The 9,269-nt window shown below is 43.0% G+C and carries 5 protein-coding genes; 4 read left to right on the forward strand and 1 reads right to left on the reverse strand.

All coding sequences use genetic code 11. From position 1 onward, the window contains the following. Nucleotides 1-114 precede the first annotated feature (114 nt). The 3 genes from WS68_RS27550 to WS68_RS27560 all read left to right on the forward strand — a co-directional run bounded on the left by WS68_RS27550 (nucleotide 115) and on the right by WS68_RS27560 (nucleotide 5,830). Nucleotides 115-2,838 (forward strand): hypothetical protein, encoded by a 2,724-nt coding sequence (locus tag WS68_RS27550; protein WP_156429455.1) that lies wholly within the window; start codon nucleotides 115-117, stop codon nucleotides 2,836-2,838. A gap of 84 nt (nucleotides 2,839-2,922) precedes the next feature. Next, entirely contained in the window at nucleotides 2,923-4,128 is a 1,206-nt protein-coding gene (locus WS68_RS27555) for a hypothetical protein (protein WP_156429456.1), read from the forward strand. Then, a complete protein-coding gene (locus WS68_RS27560; protein WP_156429457.1) occupies nucleotides 4,088-5,830 on the forward strand; it encodes a hypothetical protein in 1,743 nt (580 codons plus the stop codon). The genes WS68_RS27555 and WS68_RS27560 overlap by 41 nt, the downstream gene beginning before the upstream one ends. A 227-nt stretch (nucleotides 5,831-6,057) precedes the next feature. On the opposite strand, the gene WS68_RS27565 is transcribed toward WS68_RS27560, so the two are convergent. Next, on the reverse strand, nucleotides 6,058-6,384 hold the full coding sequence (locus WS68_RS27565; RefSeq protein WP_156429458.1) for a hypothetical protein: 327 nt from the start codon (nucleotides 6,382-6,384) through the stop codon (nucleotides 6,058-6,060). A gap of 690 nt (nucleotides 6,385-7,074) precedes the next feature. On the opposite strand from WS68_RS27565, the gene WS68_RS27570 reads away from it, so the two are divergent. Further along, the gene (locus WS68_RS27570) at nucleotides 7,075-9,006 is read left to right on the forward strand and encodes a hypothetical protein (protein ID WP_156429459.1); all 1,932 of its coding nucleotides are present in this window, start codon (nucleotides 7,075-7,077) and stop codon (nucleotides 9,004-9,006) included. Nucleotides 9,007-9,269 lie beyond the last annotated feature (263 nt).

A 9,269-nucleotide genomic window follows, 5' to 3' on the forward strand; every position in this document is an offset into this window, starting at 1 on the left:
ACGATCGGCTGTACCGGCAGGCTAACAGCCTTCATTTTCAATCGCACCCTGATTTTTTAATACTCGAAATTTCAGATGATCTAATCTCGTTATCTAATTCAATACAAATCAGCCATGCCTACCACACCTCCAATTAATCCATCTCCGACTCCGATAGATTTAAGTTCAGACGGCACTCAACAAGGCTCTCCTCCGGCTTTTCCGCTTCAATACCCGACGGTAACGACCGCCAGCCTCACCTCTTCGTCAAGATTGAGTTCACTCTCGCTTTCATCGCAACAACAAGGCGCCCAAACATCCAATCAACGAACTGTTTCCCCGCTATCCGAAATTAATTTCGAAATCGCGCTCCCATTCTCCAATCTCAACCCAAATGAGCAGGATAATTTTATTCGAGAGATCATGAATGAAGGTTATTCAGAACAAGAAGGCCGTCCTCTCGTTTCGGCCACGCCTATGTCAGTTGACATCATTCAGAATTGGTTGATATCCGATTTCCCCAATCACGAACAAACAACGATATCACCAATACAAGATAGAGCCGAATTAAATTCTCATCTTGAAAAAACGACAAATATCGAACAAATATCAGCCGCACCGGCATCGATCACACAAAAACCCGTTATAAAAAAACAGTTTAGCGGGCGCAGTATAGCTTTTGCACATGCCCCAACAAAAATCACTGCCGAAATTTTACGTCTCGCTCATGAAAAAATAGGAATAGGCCCAGGCAAGATAGCGCGCCATTTTTTTGAAAAAAAATATAATTTACCCTACGGAACTTTGCAATTTCATATTAATGTTGATGGTACTCTTACTGAGCGAGGGAAGCGAGCCCTAATAAGCCCAACTCGAGCTAACGTCATCACGGAGGAAATACTCCGAAAGGCAGCCTCAATGGTCCAAGACAGCAATAAATGCATCTCGGACATTGCATTGGAAATTGGAATTCAACCAAGACAACTATATCCATATTTAACAAAATCTGGTTTATCACTAGCTGGCAAGCAAGCACTTGCAAGGTGCAGCGGGGAAACCGTATTTCAAGCACTTACAACGGATCTCATTCGACTTGGTACTCAGTGCATCGGAAAGGCATCCGACAAAATCAGTCTGTCGGATTTTTGCAAGAATCACTCCCTTTCATTATCTTTATTGAGGAAATACATAAAAGCAGATGGCAGCTTAACCGCTGCAGGGAAAAATAAATGCAACGCAGAACAAAAAGAAAACCGAGAAATATTTAAATCCCAAAAAAGCGCAATCAAAACCGCAGCATTCAAGATAGCTAAACCAGCTCGCTGGAATTTCCCTTTCGCCGATTTGATTTTCCTGCACTCATTAAAATCGCTCACCAGCACATTGGATATAAAACTTGACTTCATAGACCCCCAAAATTCGTACAGCATTGGAAACTCAAGCGCCTCATACGCAGGAAAATTGTTTTTAAAAAATGGAAATTGTTCTTTTCAAATTGGAAATCAATATTATATTCCTCCACCGGATGGAGATTGTGTATTTCACGCATTGAATGCAATGAAAATGTACAACAAACAAGGAAATTTCGGAGATTATATTGTCAGCACATCTCGTCAGGATGGCGTGCTCTCTCTTAACCTACCTGACAATGACGCATCAATAAAGTCAGCAATCAATGATTTACGTTATAAAGCCGCCAATTACATCATGCGAAATGCAGATGAAATTGCCCGGTCGGCGTTGAACCGGCAGTCGTGGAAAACCATCAGCGTGCCTTTACCAGCCGAGTTTGCCATCTCTCGAATTAATACGAGTGTCGACCAAGTACCTTGCCCCCCAGAATCGAGCCCCGCATTGCCATATTCATACAATTCGCCTATCCCAATGGAGGAATCACTCACCATGGATTCTCATCAAACTCCAGGCATTATTACTACCCCTAGCAAAAATCACAGCCACAGCAAAAAGCGCGGAATTACTCCACATTTACTCAAACTGGCTCAGCGTACTATAGTTGGAAATTCAAAAAAAATTCCATCCTTCTTAAAAGAACACGGAATCAAATTAGACACGCTTCGACTGTATATCTCGAGTCATGGCTTAACTCTCGCCGGCCAACAAGTTTTGGAAACTGAAAAAGACGAGAAAGCATTAACCCCCCTCACTGTCGAGATGCTTCAGCTTGCTTCGCAGAGCATCGGCACAAAACCTGGTGACATGAATCGAGATGAATTCGCACGGCGCCATAAAATATCAACCACACTTTTAAAATATTATTTAAAAGCTGACGGCACACTTACCAATCAAGGCAAGTATCGCTACCGTCGTTGGTTACCATTATTCCAAAATAACCCGCCTATAGCAGGCTCAATTGCCAATAGACGGCAGGCGGTGAGAGAAGCTGCATTGAGATTGAAAAAACCAGGAGAATGGAACTTCCGCCATTCCGATCAGCTTTTCTCATATTTCTTCAGTAATTTTGCATCCGATCATAATATAAGATTTGATATTCAAACCCCGAATTATTCTCAGCATATCGGCAATCCGGCCTCACCCTATGCAGGGACACTAATATTAAAGCAAGACCATTATAGCGTCCAGATTGGTGAAAATTATTATGATGTCCCAGCAGACGGTGATTGTGCTTTTCATGCCTTGAATGTTTTGCGCCTACATAGCAGCAATCAAGGGTTTGGTGATTATATCGTTGGATCTCGACGCCCAGATGGCATTATTCCACTGTATATCCCGGCCGATGATACGACGATCAAGCTGGCAATTGGAGGGGCGCGTTATATGGCAGCAGAGCATGCAATGCGCAACATCGACGAACTTGCCGAGACTATAGACGAAACATGAAAATTGTATGAAATTCCATTAATCTATATTCACCACAAATTAAAATCTTATTGAATTCAAAATTTTCAAAAATCATATAGAGCCATGCCACATACACCTTCAACTCGCCCATCTTCCGCATCGGTCACTTCGAGTTCGCAAGATAACCAATCGGACGTTCCTATTGAATTACCTGATCGACAATCCCAAGGGATAGCTCGCAGCATCACCTCTTCTCCTGAGTTAGGTGCCCTCTCATCTTCACCTCGACGTCAGCGTACTAGCAGCTCCGAAGAGCGAACGATTTCCCCATTAACTGAAATCGATCTCGATCTTGCTGCCCCGTTTTCAAATCTCAACCCATTAGAGGGAGAAAATTTTATTCGAGATATAATGATTGAAAATTATTTAGAGCAAGAAAACCCCCCAAGCACACCATATTCCGCCATATCAATTGAAAAAATAAAAACTTGGTTGGAATCCAAAACCACGCACCTTGATCCCACTTTAGGATTTTCCCCATTGAGCCCTAATGACTTGATCAACATTCAAAATAAGCATGAAAATATCAACCAGCCTCTTCCTTCACCCAGTTTTACATTAAAAAAAATACCACCCAAAGAAAAATCAAAGAAAATCGAATCTATAAAATCAAGCCCCGTATCAGCAGTCACCCCGGAGATTTTGCGTCTTGCCGTCGAGAGTATAGGCACAGGGCCCGGCAAAATATCTCGTAATCGCTTCGAACTGCAACATGGGTTATCAAATAAAATTTTACAGGGTTATATAAGCACTAACGGCACTCTAACCCCGCGCGGACAGCGGCGCTTAACTCATTCTCCTCAGTATCAAGTCATTACCGTTGAAATGCTCGAAAAGGCAGAAGTTATGCTAAAAGATGCCAGAAAAACATTTTCGGAAGTCGCAAACGAAGTTGGTGTTCTCCCACACCAACTTAGGCGCTACATGAAAGATAGAAGCATATCATTGGCCGGCAGACAGTTCATTTCAAAGCAAAAAAAAGTTTCTGAACTACAACCAATCACGGCGGATTTAATTAAACTCGCCACCCAAAGCATTGGCGCCGCGCCCGGGAAAATGAGATTTTCCGAATTCGCCAAAATCCATAACATTTCATTTATTTTACTGAGAAAATATATCACTGCCCAAGGAATTCTTACCGAAAAAGGGAAAAATCGTTTAGCCAGAATGATTATTCCGGAACATGAGAAAAATCAAAAAATTATTGAAATAGAAGCGGCAGCATCGCATGCTGGCAAAACCGGGACAATGGAATTTTCCTCACGATGACTTGCTTTTCGCACAGTCCTTTAAAATCCTTTCTCAAGTTTTAAATATTAGATTTGATATCAAAACTCCAGAATACACCCACAGTATCGGCAGTGACAATGCTCCATACGCTGGGGCATTGATATTAACCCAAAATCACTACAGCATTCAAATCAACGGCAGTCACTACGACCCCCCTCCTGATGGAGATTGTGCCTTTCACGCATTAAATGTATTGAATATATACAGCAAAGAAAGTGGATTTGGAGATTATATCGTTGGCCCTCAGCGAGTCGACGACACCATTCCATTATGCCTTCCGCCCGACGACCTTACAATTAAATCAACAATCAGAAAACTACGCTATATAGCTGCTTCATATGCTATACGTAATGCAAATGAAATCAGCCTCGCAATTCCGGATAAACAGACTCCGGAATCCGGTGAACATATTTTAACCCTTGCCCCTCCTCTCCAGTCACTCGACATGGAGACAACTCCGCCCACGAGTTTGCCTGGGCCAGAGGCACCCGTTTCCTATATAAGTTACTTGTCGGTGTTAGATGAGTGGCCACATCCATCAGAATCGGATTTGAATACATCTTCAATCTATCCGTACTACCCATCTGCATTGGTACCGGGTTTGCAAGTACAATATTCAAAAGAAAATTTTTCCATTTCTCAACATCAGAAAGCAGAATTCACTCAAAGCAAATACACTGAAACTGCATTTCAATACAGTTTCAGCGATACTTCAACCCCTCAAATTTCCGAAGAAACCATTTCCACTAAAAAACGCCAAAAACAAAAAAAGTACACACGCCTCGTCACCCCACAGCTTCTCAAATTAGCTCAACAAACAATAATTGATCAACCTGGAAAATTGTCGTTTTTTTTAAAAAAACATCAATTAAATAAAAGAACACTTCTTCATTATATTTCGAATAGAGGACTGACCCTTGCGGGCGAACAATTATTGAAAGGGAAAGAGCCCAAGCCTGTTACACCCGAACTGATTCGATTGGCCTCGCAAACAATTGGCATCAATGGAATAAAGACAAGCCGGCGCGATTTTGCCAGAATACACGGCATTTCAATTTTCGTTTTAAATCGCCTCGTAAGAGCCAATGGCACCCTTACACCTCAAGGCCAGCGTTACATAAAAAGAAATAGGCCATCATCCCAAGAAGACATCTCACCACTCTTAAAAATCAAACGTAAACCGAAAATTACTAGAAAAGGCAAAATATCCGCCATCAGAAAAGCAGCATCTAGATTGGTTAAGCCAGGAAAATGGAATTTTCCTCATGCCGACCTTCTTTTTGCAAACTCACTTAAAACATTTGCATTTGACAACAATATGCAATTTGACGTGCGGATTCCAGAATATTCTCATCGCATTGGCCAGCCCGATGCCCCCTATGTCGGCACATTGATTTTACAGCAAGATCATTATAACGTTCAGATTGGTGATTATCGCTACGACGTCCCCCCTGATGGTGATTGCGCGTTCCATGCGTTGAATATATTGCGCCTGTATCGAGATAGGCAAAATTTAGGGGATTACGCCGTCGAACATCAGCGGCCAGACGGCGTTATTCCACTCAGTATTCCCTTTCACGATGAGGTAATCAGGTTGGCAATTAGGCATGCACGTGCCAAAGCGGCAGAGCATGTGTTGCAACATATCGATGAAATTGTGGAGGCTATGACAGAAGAGTAAACAATTCCCAACAGCGTGATCGTTCGTTTTATATTTCACGCAACTCTGTATTACGAATATTTTTGTCGTATTGTGCATCAATCAAGCTTGATGTTGAAGGTATCAACTTATCACTGACGCACAGAGTTTGATCGATCGGAACATGGTCCCAATCCAGTGCTGAGATTTCTAATGTCGGCCACCGGTGTACTTCTGCACCGGTCGCGGACCTTATTTTTCGGAAATGATCAGCCTGCAGATACCTTCGCCGAATCACTTATCTGCCCCTGCTTGCTGCTCATTACAAAAGGAAAATCGCTGGCTAGACCGATTCGCGGCTGCAGTAACGCGAACAGCCCTTGGCGGACCACAGTGTTCAGCCTCCCGCTGATATCGCCGGGACAACGGCTTCCCAGATCAGCGGCACATCCTATCTGACGATTAAGAAAGTGAAGCCGCCGCAGGCGGCTGATCATTCGAGAAAATTCACTGCCGGCCGCGGGCCTGGGCTGCTTCGACACGTCGAGCGAATGCGCCAATATAGCGTTTCGTGAGCAGTCGGGAAATTTCGCCATCGATCGTCCCTCCTCATCGCGATGTGCCAATATTAATTACGGGTTTATTTGATATTTTACATCAATTCAAAAAATCACCTTTCAATTTAAAAATTACAAAGCAAAGAAGACCAACTCATTAGACTTAACAAATTAAAATAATATCCTAAAATATATTCGCCAAATGAAATTACACACCAAACCGCCCAATAAATCATCAGTTAATTTAAGTTTTAAAATATCTTCAACCACTATGCATTTATCGAAAATATGCCACTTATTTCTAAAACCCCTCCAATTACCAGGACATTTGACTCAACTTTGAATACAAGCCGAAGGAATACCGATTTTCACAATCAATATCTGCAAGATCATCCTAAAATACCCCGTCATAGGAAATCGGCACCACCCCGGCCGTCAGCTCCCTCTCCTCTCACTGCAGTCATCCTGGCTACGTTGATCACGGGGGGGCATGTTGCCGACGGCTATACAAAGATTACGGCATCTCATGGCAATACGCGGCGCCGGTCAGTACAGAACGCGGAGGTTAGCGAGTCCTTTCTCGCGGACAAAGATAATACTTTCACTACTCCCACTCTTTGTTCAAATAATTCCAGCGAGGAAATAAAATCACGACAAACCCAACCTGCCTTGGCGCTATCGCCTCGTAAAATAAGATCGAATAGCCATTTTCCATATTTGAACGGAGATTTGCAGCTCGACTCAAATTCCTTGATCGCAGCACGGATCATTGCAGTCAAACAATTATTAGAAAAGGAAGCCAATAACAAAGAAGACGAGCAATTGCTCGAAGCAGCTAATCAAGTTCATTTTTACGCATTTTCCAATCACCAAAATCAATCGGCAAACGATGCCTCGCTACTCTTGCTCAGGCGCGAATTTGAAATTTGGGCATCAACCAATGGAGCCGAAAAATTTTACATCGACAAAAAATCCCAGATTGACGCTTTCCAAGAATTATGGGATTTGGCATTAAATCCTCCGCAAGCCTCGAACTTTAAAAGCAGATCGAAAATAACAAAGGAACTTGCCCCGAATGGAGAAATGTTGTTTCGTGAAAAATATATAAAATCGGCGGCTACTGAATTGTATTACAAGCAATTCATGGATTATATCGGCAATCATCTCCCAAAATTGTGTGCAGCCAAGGCAATCGCCAATATTGCAGAAACCGGCCTCGAGCGATTGTTGATGGGATATTCTCCGAATCAAATTTGGAAAATTCACGATATATCAGTTAGAATTCAAAAAAAATATTCCTTTATCCCTAAAATTTGCATCCAAAGCTTGACTGAAGAATTTCAAATGCCGGTGATCGTCATCCCTATCCCCGATCATAGATTAGGGATTGTCGAAGTAGATGGCAATCTCAAGCTCATCGATTCACCAAATTTCACTCATGAGGATGGAAGCTTGAATCGAGTACTCATCCTCCAAGCCCTCAATATCACATTCAATCAAAATGAAAATCATCCCAGCATGGGATGTCTAAGCAATCGATGCTCACGCGACCTGGAAACGCATCAATGCCATCTTTCTCATTTTGAAACCGATGTGGAACGCATTGATGACAATTCAGCTTCAATCAAACAGATCATTGAAAATAAAATAAAGCAAAATATTATCTCCAAAATAGAAGATTTTAAGGAAAGCAACTACGATCCCACTACCGGGCAAGTGGTACTACAAAGCATCGTTCCCTTCTATGACACTTTGCGCAAAATGCAATCCGACCCAGGATTTCAATTCCATTTTAAAGATGTCACTGGAGACCTGATTGAGCTTAGTGTAACACTTTCATCGATCGGATGGTCTGCGACAAAACTAGTGAAATCAGGTCTGCGAGCAGCCAAAATGGCATATCGCACAGCGCCGACAAAAAAGGTCTCGAATGCGATACGAGCCTTCATGGACACATCCAAAACAAGTTCCTTTCTGCTCCTAACTGGGCGGGAGCTGACCGATTTCATTATTCCCGCATTTACTGCGCATGATATACTTATTTCATCCAGCCGTCTTATCGGCAAAGCGGATCTGGATCTTCCGATCAAAGGCCTTCGCCTGTCGATAGATCGATCCGAAGAATTGTTGCTGGCCTCAACCCAAAAAAATAATTTACTTGATAATATTTATAAAAATCTAGCTAAAACCTGGTGGAAAAGAAATCTTTCTCCGGAATCGTTGAAATTAGAAATCGATGCAAGGGCCAAAACTGACATTCCATTCGAACTATACCGAGGAGACAGCGGAGAATCAATTACGAGCACATGGGGACATGTTTCACATAAAACGCTAGATGATTATTTATCCGCAATCATTCGGCATTCAGCAAGACAAGGCGGAAGTTCAGGTGAGGCTCAGTCATTGAGCTTTAGTAGATCAGTAGCACAACGCTTTCAAAGAAGGGGCAATATATTCAGAATAAATACCAAACATGATCGCCAGAATTTTCGGACAATCGAAAATATATTGAAATACGACGGGCCACGCTTAGTGAAAGATGGGAAAATTACTGCCGGCACACTCCGATCAGCAATCAAATGGACCTTGGAGGAGCGCGAAGAGGAAGTATTTTATATCCGTGGCAGCATTCCAGATGATTGGGTGGAAATACTTCTTTAACCACTGCTTTTGCATCAGTGCAATCGAAGGCATACGTTACACGGCGGCCGTGGGCCATGACCCGCGGCTGTGCTGTCACCCGTTTTTGTTCGCCACAGCGCCGCGATGCAGCCACATGCCACCACGCCCCCATGCGGGGCCGATGTCGAAACACTGAACATCTGCTTTATCATGGCACCCGCTGGGGATCCGATCAGAAGGCCGTTCCGATCTGGAACTGGAATTTCTGATACTGGTCGCCGGTGTGCTTCTGCAGCGGGAAG

It is taken from the genome of Burkholderia sp. TSV86 (genome assembly GCF_001522865.1).
GTDB lineage: Bacteria > Pseudomonadota > Gammaproteobacteria > Burkholderiales > Burkholderiaceae > Burkholderia.